This is a genomic window from Methanomassiliicoccus sp., assembly GCA_033485155.1.
GTDB lineage: Archaea > Thermoplasmatota > Thermoplasmata > Methanomassiliicoccales > Methanomassiliicoccaceae > UBA6.
On the sequence record JAWQJJ010000005.1, the window covers coordinates 139,923 to 164,322 of the forward strand.

The 24,400-nt window shown below is 61.8% G+C and carries 25 protein-coding genes and 1 tRNA gene; 9 read left to right on the forward strand and 17 right to left on the reverse strand.

Translation table 11 applies throughout. From position 1 onward, the window contains the following. Positions 1-57 precede the first annotated feature (57 nt). On the forward strand, positions 58-972 hold the full coding sequence (locus SA339_09040; GenBank protein MDW5563358.1) for an ATP-binding cassette domain-containing protein: 915 nt from the start codon (positions 58-60) through the stop codon (positions 970-972). After that, positions 969-1,772 carry an ABC transporter permease gene (locus SA339_09045; protein MDW5563359.1) on the forward strand — a complete coding sequence of 268 codons (804 nt, stop codon included), beginning with the start codon at positions 969-971 and terminating at the stop codon, positions 1,770-1,772. Before SA339_09040 ends, SA339_09045 begins: the two co-directional genes overlap by 4 nt. Here the strand turns inward: SA339_09045 and hpt (SA339_09050) are convergent. The 4 genes from hpt (SA339_09050) to ade form a co-directional block, all read right to left on the reverse strand. Further along, positions 1,729-2,331: a hypoxanthine/guanine phosphoribosyltransferase gene (gene hpt / locus SA339_09050; GenBank protein ID MDW5563360.1), complete on the reverse strand. Its 603-nt coding sequence runs from the start codon at positions 2,329-2,331 to the stop codon at positions 1,729-1,731. The genes SA339_09045 and hpt (SA339_09050) overlap by 44 nt on opposite strands. A gap of 16 nt (positions 2,332-2,347) precedes the next feature. Continuing rightward, positions 2,348-3,016 carry a phosphoribosyltransferase gene (locus SA339_09055; protein MDW5563361.1) on the reverse strand — a complete coding sequence of 223 codons (669 nt, stop codon included), beginning with the start codon at positions 3,014-3,016 and terminating at the stop codon, positions 2,348-2,350. A gap of 99 nt (positions 3,017-3,115) precedes the next feature. Next, complete coding sequence (gene hpt, locus SA339_09060) at positions 3,116-3,715, reverse strand: hypoxanthine/guanine phosphoribosyltransferase (protein ID MDW5563362.1); 600 nt, start codon at positions 3,713-3,715, stop codon at positions 3,116-3,118. Next, the gene (ade, locus tag SA339_09065) at positions 3,702-5,405 is read right to left on the reverse strand and encodes an adenine deaminase (protein MDW5563363.1); all 1,704 of its coding nucleotides are present in this window, start codon (positions 5,403-5,405) and stop codon (positions 3,702-3,704) included. The genes hpt (SA339_09060) and ade overlap by 14 nt, the downstream gene beginning before the upstream one ends. 54 nt (positions 5,406-5,459) lie before the next feature. Here ade and SA339_09070 point away from each other — a divergent pair, with 54 nt between their 5' ends. Next, positions 5,460-5,708, forward strand: a complete 249-nt coding sequence (locus SA339_09070) for an RNA repair domain-containing protein (protein MDW5563364.1) — start codon at positions 5,460-5,462, stop codon at positions 5,706-5,708. A 15-nt stretch (positions 5,709-5,723) separates the two neighbouring features. Here SA339_09070 and SA339_09075 read toward each other — a convergent pair whose 3' ends face one another. Then, positions 5,724-6,359, reverse strand: a complete 636-nt coding sequence (locus tag SA339_09075; protein MDW5563365.1) for a zinc ribbon domain-containing protein — start codon at positions 6,357-6,359, stop codon at positions 5,724-5,726. Positions 6,360-6,578: 219 nt separating this feature from the next. Between SA339_09075 and SA339_09080 the strand changes: the two genes are divergently transcribed. Then, entirely contained in the window at positions 6,579-7,379 is an 801-nt protein-coding gene (locus SA339_09080; GenBank protein MDW5563366.1) for a C15orf41 family protein, read from the forward strand. A gap of 70 nt (positions 7,380-7,449) precedes the next feature. Further along, a complete protein-coding gene (cas4, locus tag SA339_09085) occupies positions 7,450-8,424 on the forward strand; it encodes a CRISPR-associated protein Cas4 (protein MDW5563367.1) in 975 nt (324 codons plus the stop codon). On the opposite strand, the gene glmS is transcribed toward cas4, so the two are convergent. Next, the gene (glmS, locus tag SA339_09090; protein MDW5563368.1) at positions 8,421-10,211 is read right to left on the reverse strand and encodes a glutamine--fructose-6-phosphate transaminase (isomerizing); all 1,791 of its coding nucleotides are present in this window, start codon (positions 10,209-10,211) and stop codon (positions 8,421-8,423) included. The genes cas4 and glmS overlap by 4 nt on opposite strands. Position 10,212: 1 nt before the next feature. Continuing rightward, on the reverse strand, positions 10,213-11,406 hold the full coding sequence (locus SA339_09095; protein MDW5563369.1) for a sugar phosphate nucleotidyltransferase: 1,194 nt from the start codon (positions 11,404-11,406) through the stop codon (positions 10,213-10,215). Positions 11,407-11,588: 182 nt separating this feature from the next. Here SA339_09095 and gvpD point away from each other — a divergent pair, with 182 nt between their 5' ends. Continuing rightward, positions 11,589-13,049 (forward strand): gas vesicle protein GvpD P-loop domain-containing protein, encoded by a 1,461-nt coding sequence (gene gvpD / locus SA339_09100; GenBank protein MDW5563370.1) that lies wholly within the window; start codon positions 11,589-11,591, stop codon positions 13,047-13,049. A gap of 9 nt (positions 13,050-13,058) precedes the next feature. Then, the gene (locus SA339_09105; protein ID MDW5563371.1) at positions 13,059-13,739 is read left to right on the forward strand and encodes an ATPase domain-containing protein; all 681 of its coding nucleotides are present in this window, start codon (positions 13,059-13,061) and stop codon (positions 13,737-13,739) included. 51 nt (positions 13,740-13,790) lie between these two features. Here the strand turns inward: SA339_09105 and SA339_09110 are convergent, their stop codons facing one another. The 8 genes from SA339_09110 to rnhB all read right to left on the reverse strand — a co-directional run bounded on the left by SA339_09110 (position 13,791) and on the right by rnhB (position 19,344). Continuing rightward, positions 13,791-14,003 (reverse strand): hypothetical protein, encoded by a 213-nt coding sequence (locus SA339_09110; GenBank protein MDW5563372.1) that lies wholly within the window; start codon positions 14,001-14,003, stop codon positions 13,791-13,793. Positions 14,004-14,029: 26 nt separating this feature from the next. Continuing rightward, positions 14,030-15,076, reverse strand: coding sequence for a heterodisulfide reductase-related iron-sulfur binding cluster (locus SA339_09115; GenBank protein MDW5563373.1), 1,047 nt, complete (start codon positions 15,074-15,076; stop codon positions 14,030-14,032). Then, the gene (locus SA339_09120; protein MDW5563374.1) at positions 15,073-16,185 is read right to left on the reverse strand and encodes an FAD-dependent monooxygenase; all 1,113 of its coding nucleotides are present in this window, start codon (positions 16,183-16,185) and stop codon (positions 15,073-15,075) included. Before SA339_09120 ends, SA339_09115 begins: the two co-directional genes overlap by 4 nt. Continuing rightward, positions 16,182-17,744, reverse strand: coding sequence for an anaerobic glycerol-3-phosphate dehydrogenase subunit A (gene glpA, locus SA339_09125; protein ID MDW5563375.1), 1,563 nt, complete (start codon positions 17,742-17,744; stop codon positions 16,182-16,184). The genes SA339_09120 and glpA overlap by 4 nt, the downstream gene beginning before the upstream one ends. A 35-nt stretch (positions 17,745-17,779) precedes the next feature. Continuing rightward, positions 17,780-18,166, reverse strand: a complete 387-nt coding sequence (locus SA339_09130) for a DUF1622 domain-containing protein (protein MDW5563376.1) — start codon at positions 18,164-18,166, stop codon at positions 17,780-17,782. 54 nt (positions 18,167-18,220) lie between these two features. Beyond that, a tRNA-Met gene (locus tag SA339_09135) sits at positions 18,221-18,295 on the reverse strand. 66 nt (positions 18,296-18,361) lie between these two features. Then, positions 18,362-18,694: an SCP2 sterol-binding domain-containing protein gene (locus SA339_09140; GenBank protein MDW5563377.1), complete on the reverse strand. Its 333-nt coding sequence runs from the start codon at positions 18,692-18,694 to the stop codon at positions 18,362-18,364. Continuing rightward, complete coding sequence (rnhB, locus tag SA339_09145; protein ID MDW5563378.1) at positions 18,694-19,344, reverse strand: ribonuclease HII; 651 nt, start codon at positions 19,342-19,344, stop codon at positions 18,694-18,696. The genes SA339_09140 and rnhB overlap by 1 nt, the downstream gene beginning before the upstream one ends. A gap of 279 nt (positions 19,345-19,623) precedes the next feature. Between rnhB and mptA the strand changes: the two genes are divergently transcribed. Beyond that, a complete protein-coding gene (mptA, locus tag SA339_09150) occupies positions 19,624-20,502 on the forward strand; it encodes a GTP cyclohydrolase MptA (protein ID MDW5563379.1) in 879 nt (292 codons plus the stop codon). Here the strand turns inward: mptA and SA339_09155 are convergent. Then, positions 20,499-22,811, reverse strand: coding sequence for a PAS domain S-box protein (locus tag SA339_09155; protein MDW5563380.1), 2,313 nt, complete (start codon positions 22,809-22,811; stop codon positions 20,499-20,501). The two genes, mptA and SA339_09155, sit on opposite strands and share 4 nt — an antisense overlap. Positions 22,812-23,110: 299 nt before the next feature. Here SA339_09155 and SA339_09160 point away from each other — a divergent pair, with 299 nt between their 5' ends. Continuing rightward, positions 23,111-23,782: a phosphoglycolate phosphatase gene (locus SA339_09160; GenBank protein MDW5563381.1), complete on the forward strand. Its 672-nt coding sequence runs from the start codon at positions 23,111-23,113 to the stop codon at positions 23,780-23,782. Between the two features lie 15 nt (positions 23,783-23,797). Here the strand turns inward: SA339_09160 and SA339_09165 are convergent, their stop codons facing one another. Continuing rightward, entirely contained in the window at positions 23,798-24,301 is a 504-nt protein-coding gene (locus SA339_09165) for a tetratricopeptide repeat protein (GenBank protein ID MDW5563382.1), read from the reverse strand. Between the last annotated feature and the right edge of the window lie 99 nt (positions 24,302-24,400).

Genomic DNA, 24,400 nt, shown 5'->3' on the forward strand with positions numbered 1-24,400 from the left:
CCCCTACTCGTAGCCTGCGTCTAGTGTTTTAAGGAGCAGCAAGAATACCGTACCTACATGTCGGTGGTGTCCGCGAGGAAACTGGTGAAGAAGTATGACGGGCTAGTCGCCGTGGACCATATCGACTTCGACATCCAAGAAGGAGAGATATTCGGCTTCCTTGGGCCCAACGGTGCGGGCAAGAGCACCACCATGCGCATGATCCAGGGGGTCTCGCCCATCACCTCCGGCAAGTTGGAGGTCCTGGGCATGGACGTGGCGAAGAAAAGCAAGGAGGTCAAGGCCCTCATCGGCGTGGCGCCTCAGGAGAACAACCTGGACCCTGATTTCCCGGTCATCCGCAACCTCACCACCTATGCCCGGTACTTCCGCGTCCCTCCGGCAGAGGCGGAGAAGCGGGCCCGCCGGCTGCTGGAGTTCATGCAGCTGAAGGACAAAGCTGACGCCGAGGTCGAGGAGCTGTCTGGAGGGATGAAGCGCCGGCTCATCGTGGCCCGGGCACTGATCAACGACCCTCGCCTCCTGATCCTCGACGAGCCGACCACCGGCCTCGACCCACAGGCCCGGCACCTCCTGTGGGAGCAGATCAGGGACCTCCGCAAGAACGGGGCCACCATCATCCTGTCGACGCACTACATGGACGAGGCGGAGCAGCTCTGCGACCGGCTGGTCATCATGGAGAACGGGCGCTTCCTGGTCGAGGGAAAGCCGAAGGACCTCATCCAGCAGGTGGTCGGTCCGTGCGTCATGGAGGTCATCGAGCCGGGGGAGGGCAAGGAGAAAGACGCCTTCCTGGCCGCCAACGGCGACCAGGTGGAGCGCTCGGCCGACCGCATCTACGTGTACTCGAAGCAATGTCAGACGGTGCAGGCGGAGTTTCGCCGACGGTACCCTGATACATACTCCACCGTCCGCCCCGCCACCCTCGAGGATGTATTCCTGAAACTCACCGGAAGGAGGTTGAAGGAATGAGTTTGCTCTCCAACATTGACTCGGGTGCGGTGCTGGTGTGGCGGCGGAACGCCGATGTATTCTTCAAGACCTGGAAGACGAACTTCCTACCCTCGATCATCGAACCCCTTCTGTACCTGGTGGCCATGGGCGCGGGGCTGGGAGGCCTTATCGTGGGCCTCACCTACGCCGGGCAAGACATCAACTACGTGCGCTTCCTGGCCCCCGGCCTGGTGGCCATCTCGATCATGTACGGCGGGTTCTTCGAATGCACCTACGGGTCGTTCGTGCGCATGCACTATCAGAAGACCTTCGACGCCATCGTAGCCACCCCGGTCAGCCTGGAGGACGTCATCGCCGGCGAGATTCTGTGGGGAGCGAGCAAGAGCTTCCTCAACTCCAGCATCGTGCTGCTGGTCATCGAGACCATGGGACTGACTCTCGTGCCCGAGGTGTGGTACGCTTCTCCCACAGTCCTCCTGGTGCCACTGCTGGCGTTCCTCGGCGGATTGATGTTCTCATCCATTGCCATGATCTTCACCGCGGTGGTTCCCAACATAGACTCCTTCAACTATCCGTTCTACCTCCTGGTCACGCCCATGTTCCTGCTGGGGGGCACCTTCTTCCCCATCTCCCAGCTAGGGGCGGCGGAGCCCATCGCTTACATCTTCCCGCTGACCCACGTGAGCATCCTGGTGCGGAACATGTGCCTCGGGCTAGTGGGGTGGATCGACCTCGCCGCCCTGGTGTATGTGACGGCGGCGACCGTCATCACCTTCATTCCCGCGGTGTATCTGATGAGGAAGCGCCTGGTGCGGTGATCTGGTCCACGACCTCGAGGCGGCCGCCGTGGACCTCCACCTTGACCAGTGCGCGAATGACGAGACCGAGCTCCCGTTCCAGGCCGGGCCGCGTGTCCCCTTTCTCCACCGCCACCAGGACGTCTACCACCACCGCCCCGGCCGCCCTGAGCGCCAGGATCAGCGGGCGAAGGGTCCCCCCGGTGGACAGGACGTCATCCACGATGACCACGCGGTCACCCGGCCCCACACCGTTGATGTACAGCTTCCCCTTGGAGTAGCCAGTGGTCTGTCCCACCTCGATCTCCCCCGGAAGACCATAACGCCGCTTTCGCACCACCGCGTAGGGGACGCCCAGCTCCTGGGACAGGGCTACCGCCAGGGGGATTCCCATGGCCTCCGGGCCGAGGATGAGATCGCAGTCGAAGTCACCGATCCGGAGCATAGCTTGGACCACTTCCGACAGGATCGCGGGAGAGACTCTGGGGACGCCATCGGTGAGAGGATGAATGAAATAGTCGTACCCACCCACGTCGATGATGGGAGCGCTCTCCAGGCTGGCCTTGAACCGCTCGAGCATGGGACCAAACGAGGCGTTACCGCCCCTCCGCCCGGGCCCAGCTGCCCTTCGTCCTGATGATTTTGCCTCCCTCTTTGAGCTCCCTCAGCGTCGAGCGCACCAGCGGCAAAGGGACGTTGATCTTGAACTGGGACTTGAACGCCCGGCGTATGCCCGCGTCATCCCGGGCCTCGGTAAGGGTCTTGGGCAGAAGGGTCCGCATGTCCTCGTGCAGATTCCAGGGGAAGATGAACCACGTCCACTGATCCTCAGGCACCCGAACGGAGTAGTAGTCCGGCTCCATCTTGGAGTGGGCGATGTGCAACAAGGTGGAGGTTTTGATGGCCCTCGGGTGCTTGTTGGACAGGTGTGCAGTGGCTAGAGTAAGCGATTCCCCGGTGTCGGTAATGTCGTCTACGATGAGCACCGACTCATCCTTCACGTCGGTGCTCAGCTCCTGGGTCAGGAGCGCCTTTCCGTCCTGGTTGGCAGTCACTCCCCAGTGCTCGGTCTTCACCGCGTACAGCTTCTTCACGCTGAGGGTGTCGCACAGCAGCCTGGCCGGCACCCAGCCTCCCCGGGTCAGCCCGACGATGACCGACGGCCGGTAGCCGCTGGCCTGGACCTGTTTGGCAACGTCCATGGTCCACCTGGCGATCTCATCATAAGTGACCAACTTGCACCTGAAGCTCTCAACCTCTCCCATGTCGAACCTCCGTGCGCCGGGCGCCGTCGGCCCCCTCGGGGCCCCACGGCCTGGGCATCGGTGATGCTGGCAAACGATGTGGCCATCATTAATCTTTCGTCATCCATTTTCATCGGCGGGGAGAGGTTCCGACACCACGGCCCTCCCGTTCCGTACCTCGACCCTCAGCAGGGTCTTGATGCGCACTCCCAGCTCCCGCTCCAGAGCCGGCCGGGCGCCGCCCTTCTCCAGGACGGCAACAACATCCACGATGCGTACGCCAACTCGCCGCAGCGTGGATACGACGCACCGTAGGGTTCCCCCAGTGGACACGATATCGTCCACGATGACCACGCGGTCACCGGACCCCACGCCGTTGAGGTACATCGTGCAGCGCGAGTATCCCGTGACCTGTTCCAGCTCTACCTCCCCCGGGAGACCGTACCGGCGCTTGCGCACCACCGCGTAGGGGATCCCGGTGCGCAGCGAGAGAGAAACTGCCACCGGAATGCCCATGGCCTCCGGGCCGAGTATGAGGTCGCAGTCGAGGTCGGCGACCGCCATGATGCCGTCGGTGATCTCTGCCAGCATCAGGGGGTCGACCCGGGGAACGCCATCGGTGATCGGGGTGACGACGTAGCTGTAGTCTTCCCGTTTCACAACCGGCGACCTTTCCACCGAGCTTCGGAGCAGGGGCAGTCTTGCCTCAGGGGCTGGCATCAACGATCAACTCGGGTTCCCGTTCCCCCACCACCGGGCTCACCGGGACGCCGCGTACCGTGTCGTAGAGGCCACGGTCCCCCAGCTTGAGGTCCGGCACGGTGAGCAGGGATTGGAAGGAGAGAGTCATGAACGGAGCTGGCAGAGGACATCCCATGCCCTCGAGGAAGGCGGTGATCTCTTCCTCCTTCCGGATCACCTCGGCCCAGGGGGCTGCGGTCATGAGGCCCGCCACCGGCAGCTCCAACCTAACGTCCTCCGCTCCGTCTGTCGCGTAATAACCTCCACCCTGGGCCACGACGGCGTTGAGGGCCTGGGCCAGCAGGACGGGGTCGGTGCCCACGCCGATCAGGTTGTGGGAGTCGTGGGCGACCGAGGAAGCCATCGCCCCTCTCAGCAGGCCAAAGCCCTTGGCGAAGGCCACCGCCGGGGGCGCCGGCTGGTAGCGGTTGGCGACGGCGATGAGCAGCACGTCCTGTTCGGGATCCGGGATAACGGTCCCGTCCTCCACCTCAAGGTCCGCGGTGGCGGCCAGGCTGGCGATCTGTCCGGGCAAGGCCTTTATCGCCCTCACCGTTGCCTTCATCCGGCCCGACGTGACCCTGAGGTCCCTCGACAGGACCTCGACCGGCGCGATGGCCGGAGGCACGATGGTCGGCGTCCCGGTGAACAGGGGCACACCGTCCTTGGCCACGAGCTCACCCCCGATCCATGTTTCCAGCACTCGGAAGGTGGAGAGGTCGGAGACCACGGTCAGGTCGGCCGGGCCGCCGTCGTACAGCGAGCCGCCCGGCAGACTGTAGTGCTCGGCCGGCCACCGCGTCACCGCCCGCACCGCGTGGATGGGGTCCATCCCCCCCGCAATCGCCTTCCTTAGGAGAGCGTCCACATGACCCTCGGCCATGTCCTTGGCCCGCAGGTCGTCGGTGACCAAGAAGTGCTTGTTCTCCTTAGCGAATGGCAGTAACTCCTCGAAGTCCTGCGCGGCGCTCCCCTCCCGCACCATGATGGTCATGCCCTTGCGATGCTTCTCCTCCGCCTCCCTCAGGGTCGCGCACTCATGATCGGTGGAGATCCCGGCCATCATGTACCGGTCGAGATCGTATCCAGTGAGGCCGGGGCAATGGCCGTCGACCGGCTTGCCGAGTTGGGAGGCCACCTCGATCTTGGCCATGAGCGCGGGGTCCTCCGTCAGCACCCCGGGTATGTTCATGACCTCGCCCAAGGCCACGAACTCCTCGCTCGAAAGCATCCTCTTGACATCTTCCCAGCCGATTACCGCTCCCGCCGTCTCCATGGCGGTCGAGGGGACGCTGGATGGAGCTGTGTAGTAGAAGTGTAAGGGAGTATCCCTCCCGTCATCCAGCATGTACTGGATGCCTGGCATGCCCATGACGTTGGCTATCTCGTGAGGGTTCGCCACCACCGCGGCGGTGCCATGGGCCACCGCCAGCTCGGCGTATCGGTATGGTGTCAAGAGGGACGATTCGATGTGCACGTGCGCGTCGATCAGTCCAGGTAAGATGAAGCGCTGGGGGGCGGCGATCTTGCGTTCGATCCTCACGATGACCCCCTGGTAGAAGTTGACGCATGCCGGATGGATCTCGCCACTGAGCACGTCCACCAACTGACCATCGACATGCTTGACCACGATCGAGCCCAACGTGTCATCGTACGGATGCGAAGCCATGGTCCATACTAGGGTGCGGAATCCTAAAATTCTTTTCTAGACCTATGGAACGCTATGCCCTTTCCCCGCGATGTGCTGAACCGGGTGCGCTGGACCGAGGGGGACCTCAGGGGAGTCGTCATCACCTACCTGCACCGCGGGGCGCCGGAGGATCGAATGAGCGTTAGGGGTGAGGACATCGTGGAGCTGGGGCGGTCGTTCTTCGTGACCGCGGACAGCAAGATCCCGTACCACCGTATCAGGGTCATCGAGCGTGGAGGCGAGGTGCTGTATCGGGAAAGGGGCGAAAATAGGGATTGGTAAGAGGTTTGGTCCTGTTCACCGGGGCGCACCGCAATTCGGGCAGTTCCTCATGAACGCCGGATACTGGACGCCGCAGTTCTTGCACTTGATCATCTCCGACCTCTGCTGCTGAGGAGCCTCCGGAGCGGGGGCGGCGGGGGGCGGGACAGGCGCCTGGTACTGCTGCGGGGGAGCCGGATGCTGCTGCGCAGGGGCCTGGTACTGCCCGGGGGCCTGAGGCTTCTGAGGATACTGCTGCGGCTGCTGATAGTATTGGGTCGGGTACTGCTGGTATTGGGGCTGGAAGACCTCCTGCAAGCGGACGAACGCCAGGAGCAGGAAGATGCCCGGGATCACCAGGAAGATCAGGCCTAGGATGCCCCATATAAGGAGCTTGTCGCTGGCCTCACGGAACTTGCCCTGATCGAGCGGCTCGAACACGGTCTTGCCCATCATGTAGAAGAGGAAAGCCAGGACCAGCATGGCGAGGATGAAGTACAGGCCCGTTACCCACTCGCCGGTGACAAAGCTGACGACAGCCATGATCAAAGCGATTACAGACATCACGCCGGTAATCAGTTGCCCCCAGTACGCGAACTGGCGGGCATCCCTGGCGGCGGCCGGAAGCCATGCTGGCCCGGTGCTGCTTGCTAGGAATGGTATGTTTTGCATATTCGGTATATTAGACGACACGCTCTCCCTCCCTGGTTGTCTGGAAACCAGTCGTATGACGCCGAATGCCCCTCCGAAATAAATAATCTATCCATACTGATGCTGCCAGCAGGGACCTACCAGTCCTGATTGAGGCGGTCACCGTTCTTGTTATCGATATGTTTAATATACGGCAACAATTACGAAAAATAACCAAGATCTAGAGGATGAACGAGACTTATGAAGTTTGAAGAGTTCAAGGCCCTCTATGACCGGCTGAACACCCATGAGGATGTCAAAGCCCTGTCAGTGGAGACCGGTCTTGATGAGGAGCTTCTCAACGTCATCTATACCCAGAGGACGGTCCGAGAGGCGACCAAGCGCTATCACGTGGTGAAACGGAACGCTCCGCGATTGCTACGGGAGTGGAAGAACGGGACCAGCCTGCTGGATATCTCGAGGAAGTGGAACTTTCCCCCTATTCTCACCGCCCTGCTCATCTTTCAGGAGAACGGCTTCTCCAAGAAGCAATTCTGGAAGTACATCCGAGAACCGGAGTCCATCCCCAACCCCCGGACCAAGCGGGAGGTAGAGGAGATCACCAAGGCGGACACCATCTACTCACCGTGGGGCAACGAGATCCAATATAAGAGGGGAACATGGGGCGAGGAGAAGCTGCACGAATGGTTGAACGCGCATAATATCACCTACCGCACGGAGAAGGACCTCCGCGGCAAGTTCACAAAAACCCCCGACTGCCTGCTCGATGAACCGCTCAAGGTCAACGGCTGGACCATCAACTGGATCGAGTCCAAGGCCTCCTTCGGCGACCGCACCGAGTTCAACAAGAACATCCGCGGGCAACTGGGTCAGTACGTGGACATGTTCGGCCACGGATTAGTAGTATACTGGTTCGGGCACGTGGATGAGGTCGATTGCCCCCCGGGCATCGAGATCATCGACGCCAACCTGTGCACCATGGACTGTGAGAAGACCACGGGCGAGGATTTCTGCCCGGAAGAGATCACCGACGACCCCTAACCGGGGTCCGTTCTGATTTTCAAACATTGGTTCAGGTAGGCTAAGATAGGTCTAGGCCGATGCCCGACCGATGCCGGGCATCTCCGCCGGGGACTTAGAGAAGTTCTGCTACTGCCCCCTCAGCTGGAAGCTGAGCGACACAGAGAACGGCGGTGCCAACCTGGCCGAGGGGAGTGCTCGCCACCAACACATGGCGGGGGAGCTGGAAAGCATCGTGGAGGGGGAGCACCGGGCATCCATGTACGAGCGGGCGGTCATCGTCACCTCCCTGCTGGCCACCGCTCTCGCTCTCGTCGGCCTGTTCATCTTCGCCTCCACTGACCTCGCCCTGCGCGGCCGGGTATTGAGCATTTTGGCCATTCTGTGGGTGTTGTTGGCTCTCTTCTCGTTGTACGCCTCGGCCCGAGCCCGCCCTCCCTGGGATAAGGAGAAGGGAGACGTCATCGTCAGCACCCTGGCCATACTGGCCATGATCATGGCCCTGAACGCCGTCCAGGTCTTCGGGGTCAGTGAGAGCCAAGGCCTGCTGGCTCAGGCCCTCGCCCTGGTGCTCCTGATCGGCGCCTCACTGGCCCTGTATCTGTCGCAGGCGAATCGGGAGGGTGCCGAGAGAGCGAGGAAACGCTCCAGGGTCCGAGGACAGATCGCCTACATCGGGGAGGTGAGCTCGGCCCCGGTCCTCAGGTCCGAGGAGCATGGCCTCTCCGGCCGCCCGGACTATATCTTGGAGATCGATGGCAGTCTCGTGCCGGTGGAGGTCAAGACCGGACGGGTTCCCCGCGGCCCTCATTTCTCGCACATCATCCAACTCGCCGCCTACTGTCTTTTGTTAGAGAAGAGGGGCACCGTCAACTACGGCATTCTGAGGTACGGGGATGTGGAGCATATCATAGCCTACGACAACAACCTCCGTGCCCTTCTGCTGACGAAGATCGAGGAAATGAGGGCGGCTATGGCCTCAGGCGAGGTGCACCGCGATCATGATCGACCGGGCAAGTGCCGCTCGTGCTCCCGGCGTGACACCTGCCCGGAGAGGCTCGACTAGTCCACCGTGACGCTCTTGGCTAGGTTCCTGGGCTTGTCGATCGAGCAGCCCCTTTTCTTCGCAGTATAGTAGGATATCAGCTGCACCATCACGGTCAGGGGGACCGGTGACAGTATGGGGTTGACGGTCGGCACGCTCACCGTGGCGTCGGCCACCGCAGCCAGATCGCTGTCGCCCTCGATGCCGATGGCGAGGATGGGGCTGCCCCTGGCGGCGACCTCGGAGATGTTAGCCAGCATCTTCTCGTAGGTGTGGTCCCGGATACACGCCGCCACTACCGGGGTGGAGGCGTCCAGCAGTGCTAAGGGCCCATGCTTGAGCTCTCCCGCGGCGTAGCCCTCGGCATGAATGTAGGAGATCTCCTTGAGCTTCAGAGCGCCCTCCAGCATCGTGGGGTAGTTGATGTTGCGTCCGAGGAAGAAGACGTCCCGGGCGGGGACGAGCATGGCGGTGGCCGCTTCCACCTCCGGCGCCCGGTCCAGCACCTTGCCTATGTACCGAGGCATGCCCCTCAGCTCCGAGGTCAGTTCCCTCACCTCATCCCTCCCCAGGGTGCGGCATAGCTGTCCCAGCCTGATGCCCAGCAGATACATGGCCATCAGCTGAGCGGTGTAGGTCTTGGTGGCGGCGACTCCGATCTCCGGGCCGGCCTTAGTGTAGAACACTCTGTCCACCTCCCGGGCGATCGTGCTGCCGACCACGTTGGTCACGGCCAGGGTCGGGCATCCTCTACGGCGGGCCTCCCGCGCGGCGGCCAGGGTGTCGGCGGTCTCTCCGGACTGTGTCAACAGTACGGTCAGGGGGTTCTCCCCGGTGCCCGGTGAGTAGCGGTATTCCGATGCCAGCTCCACCGTGGTGGGGATCTTGGCTAATGCCTCGATGATGTACTTGCCAACCATCGACGCATGGTACGAGGTACCGCAGGCCACCAACTTGACCGAGGCAGGCTCACGGTTGACCATCAGACACCCTGTCTCAAGCTCGTCCAGGCTGCCCAGGAGAGAGTTGTGGATAGCGGTGGGCTGCTCAAAGATCTCCTTGAGCATGTAGTGCTCGAAACCGCCCCGCTTGGCGTCATCCACAGTCCAGGTGATGATGCATGGATCCCTCTCCACCGTCTTGCCGTTGCTATCGTAGACGGTGACCTTGTCCGAACGGAGAACCACGGTCTCCCCGTCCATGATGTACATCGCCTTGTTGGTGTAGTTGAGCATGGCGGTGACGTCCGAGGCGATGATGTTCTCCCCCACTCCCAGGCCGACCACCAGGGGGTTCTCTTTGCGTGCCGCCACCAGCTCCTTCCCGTCCGCCCGGATGGCCACGACGGCGTAGGTGCCTTTGACCTCCCTCAGCGTTTCCTTGAGCGCGGCGTGGAGATCGCCTTTGTAGTGCTTTTCCAGCAGGTGGACGAGGACCTCGGTGTCGGTCTCCGAGGTGAACACGTGACCTTCCTGGGTGAGCTTCTCCCTCAAGGCCAGGTAGTTCTCGATGATCCCGTTGTGCACCACTGCGATCTGACCGGTGCAGTCCAGGAAGGGGTGGGCGTTCTGCTGGGACGGCTTACCGCAGGTCGCCCAGCGGGTGTGGCCCACGCCGAGGTGACCCGATAGCCGGGGCATGCTGTCCGCGAGCTTGGAGATCTCTCCCTTGTCCTTGAACACCTTTAGGCCGCTCCCCACGACGGCCACACCGGCGGAGTCGTAGCCCCTGTACTCAAGCCTCTTGAGCCCATCCAGCAGGACCTCCTGCGCTTCGCGGTAGCCCGCGTAACCGATGATGCCGCACATATCAGACCACTACGCTGTTGTTGTCAAGATTTGCGCTCACCCTCACACCGTCCTCGACGCGGCAACCCGCCCCGATGACTTTGCCTGAAGAGATGACCACCCGGGACCCGATCCTGGTGTCCTGGCCGATCAGCGCCCCCACGTCCGGGAGCTTGAATACCTCGCGGTCCACCACCGCATGGGTGGAGCCGGTGGGGGCGGTTAATCCCGGCCCGACCTTCACTCCGTCATCCAGCACTGAGTGCGAGACATGGGAATGCGAGCCGATCCGGACGCTGCTCATGATGAGGCAGTTGTCGATGTAGGTATACGGGGCGATGATCACTCCGTTGCCTATGCTGGTGGACGGCATGATGGTGACGTTCGGGCCGATGTCGCAGCCTTCCCCGATCGCCACCGGACCCTCGATGTACGAGCCGGAACGGATACGGGTACCGGTGCCAATGGATACCGGACCTTTGATGGTGACCCCGTTCTCCACCGTCCCGTTGATCCCCTGTCCGTGGAACTCCAGGGCCGATGAATTAATTCCCAGGAGGTCCCATGGATACACCGCGTCGATCCATTTGCCCTTGGTCTTCACCGGGGTGAAGTCGAGCTTGGAGATCATTGGTGCGAGAACCTGAGTGATACCTCGTTCCATATCGAAGGTCTGCTCGGTGAAGTACTTCATCAGGTCGCTCTTGAAGCGATAGACCCCCGTGTTGATGATGTTGCCCACCCTGACCTCCGGCTTCTCCACGATGTTGCTGATCCTGTCGTCTTTGATCTGGACCACGCCATACTTGGCCGGTATCTCTGACTCGGTGACCACCAGCGAGGACCCCTTCTTCTTGGCCAGCAGATCGGCGATCAGTCGGGCATCGATCAGGTTGTCCCCGGCTACGGTTAGAAAGTCCTCTCCGTTCAGGTGCCGGGCGGCCAGGGAGAGAGCGTGAGCGGTCCCCAGCTGCTTGTCCTGGGTAACGTACTCGATGCGGGCGTCGAACCGCCTACCATCCTCGAAGTGGGACAGGATGGTGTCCTTACGGTAACCGACCACCATGACGATGTCCTTGACCCCGTTATGGACCAGCGCCTCGACGATGTATTCGAGGATGGGTCGGTTCCCGACCGGTATCATTCCTTTGGGCCTAGACATAGTGAAGGGACGCAATCTGGTCCCTTCCCCAGCAGCCAGTATTACCGCTTTCAACCTACTTCCTCCCAGAGTCGATTCGGCTTTCAGCTCATAAACCTTTTTGACCCAATGATTACCGGCGCCACTCGGACCCGAGATGTTATCACTTATAGTACTGTGCAACAAAGGTTTAAACCGCTCCCCAGGGCTTTTATTCAGGCCTTTAGTTAAAAAGAGGCCATTCCATGCAAGAGCCGATGAGGTTGAAGATACCCGCCGAGGTTTACCAGTTCTTCACCAATCCTGGTGGGCACTCGCTGATCGTGCGGGGCACGGCCGGTGCTGGCAAGACCACCTTCGCGCTTCAGACCATCGAGGAGCTGTCCCCGGTGGAATGGGGGTTCTACCATTCGACCCGAGTGTCCGACGCCAGCCTGCTGACACAGTTCAGCTGGCTCAAGGAGAAGAGCAACCACTTGGTGCGTACAGACAGCTTCTCTGATTCGAATCAGGGCGATGGGGTGAAGCGAACCGGGCTGAGCGACCTCAAGGGAGTGAAGAACCCGCCGATGGAGATAGCGAAGGTCGGCGGTCTCGCCATCTCCATAGGTAAGGACCTGGGCGAGCTGGAGATGCTCTATCGCTGCATCGAAGGCAACCTGCCGGCCAAGGGGCTGGTGGTCATCGACTCGATCGACGCCCTGGCCGATAAGTACAACATCGGCTGCTCCAAGCTCATCACCACGATCCAGAGGGACATCGTGGAGGGTTACGGTTCCAACGTCATGTTCGTACTGGAGACCTCCAACCCGGAGATGGACTACCTAGGAGACGGGGTCGTCAACTTCTCCTCCACCGAGTATAACCGCCGGCGCCTCCGGGAGCTGGAAGTGGTCAAGCTGAGAGGTTGCGAGATCCAGCAGCCGAAGTTCATCTTTACCCTTGACGGCGGGCGCATCCAGACATTCAGCTATAACCACCGCCAGTCGGCCCATCCTCCCCGCGGCCAGTGGAAGCCGATTCCCGACCGCGAGGAGCGCGTGTCCTGCGGACTGGGGGACCTGGACGTATCGCTGAACGGCGGCCTGGAGAAGGGATCGATCACCCTCATCGAACTGGGACAGGGGGTCCCGACGACGGTTAGCAACGAGCTCGAATCGTCACTGGTGTGCAATTTCGTTTCCCTCGGCCGGGGGGTACTGTGGGTCCCCATGCGGAAAGCATCGGCGGAGAATGCCCGAGCCAAGATCGCCCGCTATCTTCAGGGGACAGAGGTCGACCGCCTGGTGAGGATACCCGAGAAGGCCGATCAGATGACCTCGAGCATCGGCGGCTGCGTCGTGCCCGTGGAAGGTGCCAACGCGTTCCTGGATTTCAAGTGGCAGAACATCGAGTACTCGCTTAGCAGCGCGAAGAAGCCCCTACTGACGCTGATGGGCTTCGACACTATGCAGTCGATGTACGGCAATGATGTCAGCGAGCAGCTGATGGACTTCCTCGCCTTGGTGCGCAGGAACAACGGCATCTTCGTCGCCCTGGCTCCATCCTCCAGCGCCGCCACCGGACGCCTGGCCGACCTGGCCACCACTCACCTGAAGGTCGACCGCATCGGGGGCACGGTCCTGCTCTACGGCGAGGAACCGTTCACCGAGTGCTATGCCCTCAACTTCGAAGAGAAGGAGGCCGGAGGAGATGTATCCCTTGCCCGCATCCTCTGAGGTGAGCGCTTGATAAAGGCCACCTTTCCCGAGCACTCGGCCATGCTCATGATCGGGAGCCCGGGCATCGGGATGCTGGAGTTCTCCGTCAGCATCGCGAAGGACTGGATGGAGCAGGATAGCATGGTGATATTCGTTACCGTGGACCTGCTGCCGAGCGATCTGCTGAACGTGATGACCTCGTTCGGGGTTTCCTCGGAGGTGCTGGGCCGCAATCTGTTCATCATCGACTATCACTCCTCCCTGCTCGGCTCCTCGGACGCTCCGACCAGCTGCAACGGTACCGAGATCCGAAGGGTTTCGGACCTCGAGGGCATCATGTTCAACATATCGGCCCTGGCGGAGAGCACCAAGCGGCCGGTGAAGATCATCATTCACTCCCTGTCCACGCTGTTCCTGTACAACCAGTCCAACGTCGTACTCAAGTTCTTCCAGATTTCCTCGTCCCGCATACGCAATGAGTTCGGGACCGCGTTCTTCACCATCCACGAGGGCGTTCACGACGAGAGGACGGTGAATCACCTGATGGCCATTGCCGACGGGGTGCTGGAGCTGAAGTTCGACGAAGAGCTCAACCGGCGGATGCGGGTACGTAACATGCGGGGCTGCGTGACCTCCTCGCAATGGATACCATTCGAGATTAAGCAGGTGACAAGCGAGCAATCGCCCTCCGTGCTAGAGTGGCGATGATAATCGCCTGAAAATGTTAAAAAAGGAGGTCCCTGACCGGGACCTATGAGATCACTCGAACTCTTCGGCCGCCATGGTGCCATAGATCGAGGCCTTGAAGCTCTCACGGTTCTGCGCGGTCGCCCGGACGTAGACCTCGCACTGGGTCTTGGGCCTGACCACCAGCTTCTTCGACTGGCAGTAGATCAGGCCCTCGTTCACCCCTGCCTCGGGCCTCTTGTCAGAGTACAAGCAGGTAAAGCACAGATACTGGTCTTTGTTCAACGGGCTTGCGCAGGGAGTGTACCTATTTATTTATTCTGTCCTGGGCCCAATCTTTCGGCTAAGAAAACGGTGAGGTCCTGGACCTCCATGCCTCCCGCCCGGCGGAGGTTGACGACGCAGAAGGGGCAGGGCGCGAGAAGCAGGTCGGCCCCGGCATCGCGGGCTGAGCCGATCTTCCTCCGAGCCATGGCCTCGGCGACCTCCGGCCGGGAAGAAGCGACTCCCCCGCCCCCGCCGCAACAATCATCCTGGCCATCGTACTCAACGACCTCAACCCCGGGAACCCGGGCCAGCAGATCCCTTGCCATTTCCATGGTATGCGGTCCCACCACCCGGGCCAGGTGACAGGGGCGGTGCAATGCCGCCCGGACCGGCGGGGCGTGGGGGTCGAAAAGGTCTCCCGGCACCCCGCCCACGGCGTGCAGGTGCTCGATGATATGCCAGGCATCCATCCCGTGGGCGGTACGTAGCTGGACGGTGCACCCCGGGCAGGTAGTGACCACCTTCGCGACACCGAGGACGCGAGAGTTGATGCCCTTCACCGTCTCCACCAGCGACGATGCGCCGATCTTCTCCAGGGGCGAGCCGCAGCATGCCCATCCTTCGGGAATGTACGGCCGAGCGCCGGCAGCCCGGAGGAGCCTCAGGGCCGCGACGATGGTCTCGGGAAGGCGGGCGTGGGCGATGCATCCCGGGAAGAGCATGAGGTCCCCGGTCGTGGGGACCGAGGCCGGCGGTCCGGAGGGAACGACGGTCCGCCCGGTGGCGACCACGTTCTCCATCATACGCTCCTGCCCCTCCGGCCGCTCATCGCCCTCCAGGACGAGGGAGCGCACCCTCACGAGCGCTTGAGGTAGGGGCAGGCGGGAGGGGCAAACCTCCTCGCAGCGGCCACAGGTAGTGCACAACAGGAGGGACGAACGCAGTGCATGCAGCTCACCATCGAAGCGGGGAGCCTCCACCGCCAGCCGGCGAGGACCGGGAAAGGCGTCCCGGCCCTGCTGGGCGATGATTGGGCAGACCCGGACGCACGCCCCGCACTTGATGCAGCCGTCCAGCACACGCTCGGTCATAGCGCCTCCGCGGTCAGCTCGGCGGCCCGGAGGGCCGAGGAGACGACCTCTCCGATACCTTTTCCCAGGACGAAGGACTGGCCTGGGAGCGATGAGCCGGCCACCATCACGTTCTTCAGCTTCGTTCCGTCGGCGCGGAGCACGTGCCCGTCCTGCTCCAGGATACCTGCGGACAGAGCGGCGGAGAGCACTGGAAGGCCGGTCTCGGACCCCTGCGGACCCCCCACGGCGAAGAGCCCCAGGGGGTCGACTGCCCTCTCTTCCCTGACGACCAGACCGCCACTGACAAGGCCTCCCGCAGCCAACACTGCGGCACGGAACTGGATGGTCTGCTCGCGGAGGCCGGAGGTCACCTCCGCCGAGGCCGCCAGAGAGCCATGGAACCTCATACTCCGAACCTCACGCCCGGCGAGGAGGCGGCAGCCGGACCGGATGGCATGGGCCTCCAGGCAGGCCTGTAGCCGTCGGCCGGGGTTCGACAGCGGGGTTGCCGCCTCACGCACCCTTCGGCCGCTGGCGCTCTCCAAGACGGTGAGCGCATGATCGTAGAGCGGACCGACGAACAACGGGGGAAGGACCACCGTCTCCGGACCTACCTCCGAGATAATGCCACTCAGCCTGTCGATCGCCTCCCTGGCCTCATCCGATAGAGTAATGCCTCGGCCGGCGTCGACCGATCGGGCGATGCCAGGGTCGGCCCACAGCGGAGCGCACTCCGTTGATGGGGCCCGGTAGGAGAGGGAACGGCATGCCAGGTCTGGGTCCAGGTCCTCGTTGCCCCTCAGCCCCAGCACCGCCACCCGGTCCCCAGGAACGGCTAGCCAGTCGTGGTTCGAGGTCAGGTCCTGGTGTCCCAGGGTCCCGACGTTGGTGACCGCTTCCCCTTCCTGTCCGGAGAGGTAGAGACCGTGGTCCCGCCCTGCCGACCTGAGAATATCGGCCGCCCTGCTGTTTCCCAGAGCGATTCGTCCCGTGGACAGTTCCGTTGCCGTGGTCCCTCGACCGACCATTATCACGTCCAGTCCTCTGCCGGCCAGGGCGGCCGAGACCACGCACCCGGCGGCCCCGTGGCCGATGACCAGTACATCGCAGGACGCCCCGGCGATCATCGCTGCCCTCCCTTGGTGTGATCGATCCCGTAGCATCGCAGAAGGTGGGCCCGGAAGACCTCTTGCCTGAGCTGCTCCCCCTGCAACACCGGATCCACTCCCTTCCACCGCTCATCCATGAAGGCCAACGCTCCCTCCGCCGGATCGCCCTCTTCCAGGGCCCCGGCCAGGCGGAAGGCGCATAGTCCTCCCTGGCAGAATCCCATCCCCGCCCGGGTGCGGCGCATGAGGTCCGCCGGGGACCGGACATCAGGGGAGGAGGCGAAGTACTCCAACTCCCCCCGGGAGACGCCTTCGCACGAGCACACCTCATCCATTCCTAGCGGCGTTCGCTGGCAGAAGGACCAGATGGCATCTGCGAGCCCCCCGTACTTGGAGGCCATCATTGACCGGAGGAATGTCGAACTATCCTTAATCGGCGGAAGGATCTCTTCGAGCATGGTGCGGCAGCTTTCCCGCTTACCCAGCTTAGACATCGCCACATCGGAGGCTTTCTCAGCCATCAGGCGGTAGGTGGTCAGCTTCCCTCCTACCACGCTCACCAGGTTGTCCACCCCATCCTCTGAATGGTCGATGATGCTGAAGCCCCGGGACGCCTGCCGCCCTACTCCTCCTGTCGACAGCAGGGGGCGGACCCCGGCATACGCACGGACCATCCTGGCGGTGGCCATCCCCGGGGAGACTGCGGTCGCCTCCCTGGTCAGCCTCTCGACCTCCGCCCGGGTCGCCCGGACGTCATCCAGGTCCCCCGGCCCCGATGTCGTCCCCAGGATAGTGGAGGAGCGATGGGGGACCATGATGTCCCCGTCGGACGGCGACCGCAGGCGGTTCACCAGGCCATTCACCGTTCGGCCGTTGAATACGATCATGCTTCCCTTGTCTAACTGCATGTCGATCCTCACCCCGGCCATCGCCGCGGTCCGGCCGCACCAGGCTCCGGTTGCGTTGATCACCATCTCCGGCCGGACGGCCACCGTTCGGTTCCCGATACCCAGGACCGCCTCGGCGATGCGGCCCTCGCGTACCTTGAGGGAACGAAGGGGGAGGTGTGTGTGAATCTCCGCCCCGGCCTCCCTTGCCGACTCCACGTTCCCCCATGCTAGGAAGAAAGGATCGATCGAGGCGTCAGCCACCCTGACTGCCCAGCGGACCTCCCGGCTCAGATTGGGCTCGTCCCGGAACGCTTCCTCGGCGGTTATCTCCTCCGTCCACACCCCAGCCCCGCGGCAGGCGGTGAGGAACGCGCCGATATATTCCGGGTCATCTGGAGGCAAGGAGACGAACAAACCGCCACAGTCCTCGATGCAATAGCGGGCGATGCGCTTGAGCACCGCCCCCTCGGCCGCACATTCTGCCGCAGCCTGGGAATCCCTTACCGCGTACCGGCCTCCAGAGTGGAGCATCCCGTGGTTTCCTCCCGAGGCCCCGGCACACAGGTCCCCGGCCTCAACCAGGAGGACCTCCACCCCCCTCATTGCCATGTCCCTGGCGATGCCCGTCCCGGTGACACCACCACCGATTATCAGGACCTCGGGGGCGGGCCGTCGCACGCGTCTCATGCTACTCGTGAGCAGCAACCTGGCATTTAGCATTTTCATGGGTTGCTGTGCAGGTGGTGGTCATCCGGGATGCCTGGTGACATCAGCATCTCCCGCTCCTCGGCCCTGAGCTCGGCCTCCTCCTTGGAGAGCACGAAGGTGAGCACCGTACGAATGAGGACTATGCCTCCAAGGCGGATGACCTCGTCAATGTTCGGAGCGTTTATCGTGCTCACGATGTCCGAGGCGATGAGGAAATCAAGCCCGAAGATGATCTTCTTGGCGAACTCTCCCCGGATCCGGGTGAAGGTCTGCCCCTTCCCCTTCCTGACACCCCGGATGACGGTCTGGGCCAACGCTACCACCCCGCCGTAGGCGATTATCAGGACGCCAGAGTAGGCCAGGAACATGGCGATGAGGTCAAGAATTTCGGAGACATCCACGAGATATCCTAGGACAATACCGACAATTAACCATATCGAAAGGTAAAGAAAGAGTAGCGGGGGGTCGATTTGAACGACCGGTCTCCGGGTTATGAGCCCGACGGGATGTCCTGGCTACCCCACCCCGCTATGTAGTCCCGCTATTGCAAGACCCCATATAAAGCTTTGTGAGATTGCCTCTCGACCGAGCACGGTTCAGAAGAGGCTCCTCAGGCGAAGCATGTCGTCGATGCTGCCCTTGAGCTTCAGCTTCCTCAGCGCCACTGCCTTCATGGGCTTGATCTTGCCGGAGATAAGGCCTTCCATCGTCGCCGGGTCGGACAGGATGGTGATGTCGGGGTCCGCTATCTCCCCCGTCTGGAAGTCGTTGACCCTCTCGTTGCGCAAGTGGAAGTTGTACTTCTCGCTCTCCAGATCGATGAGGACCTTGCGGTCCACCCCTTTGAGCTCGTTGCGGATCTTCTCGTCTTTCTCGACCTTGTCGTTGAACTTCGCTATAAGTTCCTGAAGCTGTGGCTCTACCGTCATCATCCATCCGTCCAATCTGTCAACTTGGTAACCTTGCTTAGTGAATATAAGTCCTTGGCCGTCTTCCAGGAGGTCCGCACATGTGGGGGGAACGAACCGTTCTCCTTGAGCCACCCGCGGATGAACGCGAGGGTCACCTCATCGTGGGCGTACCCGGAACCTATGGGGCGTCCAATCGCTTCCTGAATCGTATCCATGGTCCGGTCCCGCAACACCTTGGCCACGATCGACGCGGCGGACACCACCGGGAACTTGACGTCGGCGTGATGGCTGCACACTAGCTCCGGTCGGCAGGTGATGCGATCCATGATGTTGCGGCCGAAGCGTTCCTCGACCACATCGGCAGCGTCCACGAACGCTCGCTCCGGGTGAAGGCGTTCGATGAGGGCGGCGAAGCGCTCCACCTCCAAGACGTTGAGGGTATCGCCTTTCATGAACTCGTCGATCTCCGCCGCGGTGACGACGGAGACCTCCACCATGGCAATCTCCCGGATCTTGAGGTCCAGCTCTTCCCTCTTCGGGTGGGAGAGGAGCTTGGAGTCCTTCACCTTGAGCTTTCTGAGGGCCCGGTCGTTCTCGACCATGACCGCAGCCACTACCAGGGGCCCCATCACCGGGCCGCGGCCAGCCTCGTCAACCCCGCAGATCACAGCACCGCCCAATTTTCTCACCATATATAGCGATATCGACGAGAGGGATTGCCCCGGGCGAGGTCGGACTACCGAGCAAGTCCGGTCGATCGCCCGAACCCGGGGACGGTAACCTAGATGGGCGATGCGATCGCCATACGGCGGTCCGCCGGGGAGCGGACGGAGAAGCTGGCTCCGGGGCCACCAAGGCCCGGCAAGGTAGCTACGCCCTTAGGCTGTAGCTACATAATCTATATTGACCTACAGCGGTTAAACTCGGATGCATAATAAGGTGATAATATTACGACCGACGTTCAGAACCGCAAGCTGGCCAACGGCTACATGCTGACCCGGGTAGGGGTCACCGGAGTCAAGAAGCCGATACGCATCACCAGGGCCGGCAGGAACAACATCCTGTTCTGCACCATCGACGTCTTCGTCGACCTCCCGGCGACCCAGAAGGGGTCTCATCTGTCCCGGAACCTCGAGGCCATCAACGAGACCGTCAACCGCAGCATGGTCGAGGCCATCCCGGGGATCGAAACGGTGGCGGCGGACATCTGCCGCTCATTGCGGGACAAGCATGAGTACTCGACCTACGCCGAGGTCCACCTGGTGGCCGACTACTTCGTTGAGCGGCCTGGACCGAGCGGAAAACGGAACCTCGAGGCCTTCAAGATCATGGCCAATGCCGTCAGCAGGAACGCGGATGGCTTGAAGAAGACGATCGGGGTCGAGGTCGTGGGGATGACCGCCTGCCCGTGCGCCATGGAGACCGTGCGGGAGCAGTACGGCAACAGCATCACCTTCGAGAACGACCTGCCGGTCATCAGCCACAACCAGCGCAACATTGCCACCGTCCTGGTGGAGGTGCCCGAGGAGTGCGATGTGGAGGCCAACGACCTCATTGATCTGGTGGAGTCGTCCTTCTCCTCGGCGACCTATGAGGTGCTGAAACGGTCGGACGAGGCGGCGGTGGTGCTGCAGGCCCACCAGCAACCTAAGTTCGTCGAGGACGTGGTCAGGACCATGCTCGCAAAGCTGCTGGTACGGCTGGAGGGCCTACCCGACGAGGTTCAGATCACCGTCCGCAGCGAGAGCGAGGAGTCCATTCACAAGCACAACGCCTTCGCCGAGAGGGTTACCAGCCTCGGGATGCTGCGCAGCGAACGCAATTAGAGCATCGACTTGGCCTCGCTGGTGACGGCCGGGAGGAGGACCACAAACCGCGCCCCCTTGGATGAATCTCCAGGAACGCGGTCCTCCACCCACACTCGGCCATTGAGATCCTCCACCAGCTTTCTTACCAAGTATAGGCCGAGGCCGCTGCCAGTGGTCTTGGTGCGCCCCCTCATCTTTCGCTGGAACAGCTTGCTCTTCAGATCGTCAGGGATACCTGGACCGTCGTCCTCCACCCATACCTTGTAGTACTCCCTTCCGGACTCAAAGACCTTGTTGAGCACGATCGAGATCTCCACTGGCCCGGTGGAGTGCTTGATGGCGTTGCTCAGGAGGTTGGTGAACACGTCCCTAAGCAGCTCCCCGGCCATGACATACTTCTTGATCGAGGTCTTATAGCTGATCTTGACCTCCCGGCCGGGGTAGTGCTCGTACTCCGAGCGTACGTCCTCCAGCAACCACCCCAGATCTACCAGCCCGTACCTCGAGTCGTGGCTCTCCACTTTCTGGATCTTGCGCACCGTCTCGATGAGCTCGTTGCTGTTGGCCAAGATCTCCTGGGACTTGGTGAAGAAGTGCATGTTCCTTTGATCGATGTCGATCCTGTCCACCGCTGCCTGAAGATACGAGGAAACGGCGGCATTCATGTTGCTGATGTCGTGCGACAGCAGGTCGATGTATAACTCCGCCTGCTCCTTGGCCTCGATGGCGTCATGCTCCAGCTTCCTTTGCCGGGTGATGTCCTGGATGACGCTCACCCCACCGATGATCCTGCCCTCGCCGTCCCGGATGGGGGCGGCCGAGCACAAAATCGTTCCCCGGCTGCCGTCGAGCCTCTGGATATCGATGACGTTCCCTACCGGCGTCTCTCCCTTGCGGATGGCCAGGGCGATCGGCCATTCGTCCGGCCGAACAGTCATGCCGTTGTCGGCCCACCAAGCCTTGAGGATACGATAGTCCTTCAAGCTGGACAGGGCGGGCAGCCTACCTCCCCAGATCGTGTCGATCAGGTCGTTGCTCATCGTCGTCCGTCCGTTGATGTCGGAGACGTTGACCCCCACTGGGAGGTTGTCGAGGATCGTCCTCACCCACCGCTTCTCGGCGTCCGCCCGCACTGCCATCTCCTCCATGCGGTTCTTTGCCGACACCTGTTCGGTCACGTCGGTCAGGAGGACCAGGGCGCCCTTCTCCCCCGCCTTCAGCTGGATAGGCACGATGGAGGTGTGAAGGAAGGTGGGCTTGCCGTTGACCATGACCGTCTCGACCTCTGTCTCGTTGGTCGGGGTGTTGGTCCTCAGCACGGCCTGAACCTTCTCGTTCAGCCGAAGTGGCGGGGACGACAGATGGGTGAGCGGCTTGCCGGCCATCAGTTCCGACCACTGATCGCCTCCGCAGACCTCAGCGAAGGCCTGATTGGCCCACCGCACCTTGAGGTCATGGCCCGACAGCGCCAGGATGCCGGCTGGGGCGTTCTCGATGACCGTCTGCAGCATCCCCCGTTGCTCCTCCACCTCCTGGGCTAGACGGGCCCGCTCCTCCTCGGCCCGCTTGCGGTCAGTGATGTCGTGCACGATCGAGTACATGTAGGTGCGGTTCTCGATGTGGATCGGGCCGGTGATGACCTCAACATCGCGCAGCTGGCCGTCGGCCAGCCGGTGTTTGATGAAGAGCGGCTCCTTTTCCGTCGGCGCGGCCTCCGGGCACCGGATATCCATCAGGCCCTTGCCGATGAATTCCTCCCGATCATAACCGTAGAAGTCCACTGCCGCCTGGTTGACATCCACTACCTTGTTCTCCACCGGGTCGACCAGGAACATGACCGCGTGGTTCTCCTTGAACAGGCTGACGTACCGGTCGTTGCTCTCTCTCAGCTCCTCCAGCATCCTCTTCCTCTGGATAGCGTATCGTATCGCCCGTTCCAGGCCGGCGCTGTCCACCTCTCCTTTGACCAGGTAGTCCTGCGCCCCTATGGTCATGGCCTTGACCCCCAGCTCCACATCGGTCAGGCCCGTGAGCACAATGATCGGCACTTTGGTGAGGCTCGCGCTCATCGTTTCCAAGGTCCTTAGGCCGCCCGAGTCCGGCAGCCCGAGGTCCAGAAGGACAATGTCGGGAGGATTGGTCTCTGCCGACTTGATGGCCTCGCTCAGCCGGGACGCCGAGGACAGCACGAACTCAGCCGAACGGGACTCGGCCAACATCTCCTTCATCAAGAGCACGTCCCCCTTGTTATCCTCGACCAGCAAGACCTTGACCGTATTGTTCGTCGCCTCACCCAGATGTTCCTTACCTTCGATCTCCACCATCATGATGACGCCCCCCCCTTGATCAAGCCGTTCGATCCCTGCCCTTATTCAATATCACGCCCGATAGGTCTGGAGCGTTGCCGCCATGGAACATCGGTTGAATCCCATCCGCGTCGTTACCCCCTATCGACGCCGGTCCGTACTGAGTTGAGTTTTCCTCACCGAACGGTCAAACCGGACGTTGATAAATGAGGGCTCAAGTTATATATCCTAATCGTCGGAACGAAAGCGGCCACCCGGTACCTCATGGGTGGGATAACGATTTATGTCGCTCCCACGATGGCCGGAGCGGCGAACCGAGAATGAGCATAAAAGCGGTGGTAGTGGATATCGACGGCACGTTGACCGACATGAACAAGGTGATGTTTACGTCGGGCATCGAGGCCTTGCGCAAGGTCCAGGAGCGAGGCGTTCCGGTCAGCCTGGCCTCCGGCAACGTGCTGCCAGTGGCCTACGGCCTCTCCACGTATCTGGGACTGAAGGGGCCCATAGTGGCCGAGAACGGCGGAGTGGTCTCGTATCGCGAGCAGATATTTCAGGTCTCCGAAGGCGTCCTGCCGGAGAGGGCATATGAGTACCTCCGCTCCCGAATGCCCGTGGAGCGCCTGTTCACTGACAACTGGAGGCGCACTGAGGTCGCCCTCCGGCGATCGGCTGACCTGAACCGAGTCCGGGATGAGCTGAAGGACTGGGACGTCACCATCGAGGCCACCGGCTTCGCCATTCATATCATGGACCCCGGGCATGGCAAGCTGGCCGGAGTCAGGAAGCTGGCGGAGATAGTGGGGATCGACCTCTCCCAGATTGCGGCGTTCGGGGACTCCGATAACGATGTGGGGATGCTGAGGGAATGCGGTGAGAGCGTCGCTGTGGGGAACGCCTCAGCGGCGGCCAAGGCCGTGGCGAAGTATGTGAGTCCGTACAACCACGCCGACGGCGTCATCGACGGATTGAAGCGCCTCGGCCTGCTGTGAAAAGAGTAAGGGGTTTTACTTGCGCTGGAGCAGTTCCAGCGCGCCCGCCTCGTCCAGACCGATGGACAGGAGCAGGTATTTCAGGGACTTCTTCATGACCATCTCCTCGGTCTTGTCGTCCATGTAGGCCTCCATGACCACAGGGGCACGCTTGAAGTACTCCACCCCGAACTCGGAGTAATAATAGGGGGCGTTGTCCGGGTCCAGCTCGGCGGCCTTCTTGTAAGCGGCCTCGGCGTCGTTGAACAGTCCGGCCTCCACGCAGAACGAACCCATCGAACTATGATACATGGGGTTCTTGGGGTCCAGCTCGGCGGCCTTCTTGTAAGCCGCCAGGATGTCCTCGGTCTTCACCTTGGGCACCAGGACAGCCGCCTCAGCCTTGCCGAACCAGGCCTCCGCGTTGCTTGCATCGGTCTTGGTCACCTTCTCGAACTTTGATAACGCCTTCTGATAATCGCCCTCTCCGAGCAATTGATAAGCCTGTTTCATGAGCTTGTCGGAACTCTCCTCAGCCATAGGATATCACCTTCGATATGATTTCTGATGTAAGGCCATGGAATTGATAAATCTTATTGCTCCATGGGTCTCCGGCGATATCCACGAGAAGAGCGTTCC

Coding starts and splice junctions, on each gene's coding strand:
- SA339_09040 (MDW5563358.1), top strand. CDS start 58: ATGTCGGTGGTGTCCGCGAGGAAACTGGTGAAGAAGTATGACGGGCTA.
- SA339_09045 (MDW5563359.1), top strand. CDS start 969: ATGAGTTTGCTCTCCAACATTGACTCGGGTGCGGTGCTGGTGTGGCGG.
- hpt (MDW5563360.1), bottom strand. CDS start 2,331: ATGCTCGAGCGGTTCAAGGCCAGCCTGGAGAGCGCTCCCATCATCGAC.
- SA339_09055 (MDW5563361.1), bottom strand. CDS start 3,016: ATGGGAGAGGTTGAGAGCTTCAGGTGCAAGTTGGTCACTTATGATGAG.
- hpt (MDW5563362.1), bottom strand. CDS start 3,715: ATGCCAGCCCCTGAGGCAAGACTGCCCCTGCTCCGAAGCTCGGTGGAA.
- ade (MDW5563363.1), bottom strand. CDS start 5,405: ATGGCTTCGCATCCGTACGATGACACGTTGGGCTCGATCGTGGTCAAG.
- SA339_09070 (MDW5563364.1), top strand. CDS start 5,460: ATGCCCTTTCCCCGCGATGTGCTGAACCGGGTGCGCTGGACCGAGGGG.
- SA339_09075 (MDW5563365.1), bottom strand. CDS start 6,359: ATGCAAAACATACCATTCCTAGCAAGCAGCACCGGGCCAGCATGGCTT.
- SA339_09080 (MDW5563366.1), top strand. CDS start 6,579: ATGAAGTTTGAAGAGTTCAAGGCCCTCTATGACCGGCTGAACACCCAT.
- cas4 (MDW5563367.1), top strand. CDS start 7,450: ATGCCGGGCATCTCCGCCGGGGACTTAGAGAAGTTCTGCTACTGCCCC.
- glmS (MDW5563368.1), bottom strand. CDS start 10,211: ATGTGCGGCATCATCGGTTACGCGGGCTACCGCGAAGCGCAGGAGGTC.
- gvpD (MDW5563370.1), top strand. CDS start 11,589: ATGAGGTTGAAGATACCCGCCGAGGTTTACCAGTTCTTCACCAATCCT.
- SA339_09115 (MDW5563373.1), bottom strand. CDS start 15,076: ATGACCGAGCGTGTGCTGGACGGCTGCATCAAGTGCGGGGCGTGCGTC.
- SA339_09120 (MDW5563374.1), bottom strand. CDS start 16,185: ATGATCGCCGGGGCGTCCTGCGATGTACTGGTCATCGGCCACGGGGCC.
- glpA (MDW5563375.1), bottom strand. CDS start 17,744: ATGAGACGCGTGCGACGGCCCGCCCCCGAGGTCCTGATAATCGGTGGT.
- SA339_09140 (MDW5563377.1), bottom strand. CDS start 18,694: ATGACGGTAGAGCCACAGCTTCAGGAACTTATAGCGAAGTTCAACGAC.
- SA339_09155 (MDW5563380.1), bottom strand. CDS start 22,811: ATGATGGTGGAGATCGAAGGTAAGGAACATCTGGGTGAGGCGACGAAC.
- SA339_09160 (MDW5563381.1), top strand. CDS start 23,111: ATGAGCATAAAAGCGGTGGTAGTGGATATCGACGGCACGTTGACCGAC.
- SA339_09165 (MDW5563382.1), bottom strand. CDS start 24,301: ATGGCTGAGGAGAGTTCCGACAAGCTCATGAAACAGGCTTATCAATTG.